Origin of the sequence: Enterobacter sp. 342, from assembly GCF_036663495.1 — a bacterium.
In the GTDB taxonomy this organism is placed as follows: Bacteria; Pseudomonadota; Gammaproteobacteria; order Enterobacterales; family Enterobacteriaceae; genus Enterobacter.
The window spans coordinates 1-273 of the sequence record NZ_JAWUEI010000151.1 but is presented as its reverse complement, the minus strand read 5'-3'; the positions used below and the strand labels follow the sequence as shown (position 1 = coordinate 273).

General features: G+C 57.5%; 1 rRNA gene. It reads left to right on the top strand.

Annotated features, from left to right (window positions below):
* Positions 1–273, top strand: a 16S ribosomal RNA gene (locus V6E55_RS25720); the annotation flags it as partial.

The window sequence follows — 273 nt, the reverse complement described above, 5'->3', positions numbered from 1 at the left end:
GTCGCAAGACCAAAGAGGGGGACCTTCGGGCCTCTTGCCATCAGATGTGCCCAGATGGGATTAGCTAGTAGGTGGGGTAACGGCTCACCTAGGCGACGATCCCTAGCTGGTCTGAGAGGATGACCAGCCACACTGGAACTGAGACACGGTCCAGACTCCTACGGGAGGCAGCAGTGGGGAATATTGCACAATGGGCGCAAGCCTGATGCAGCCATGCCGCGTGTATGAAGAAGGCCTTCGGGTTGTAAAGTACTTTCAGCGGGGAGGAAGGTG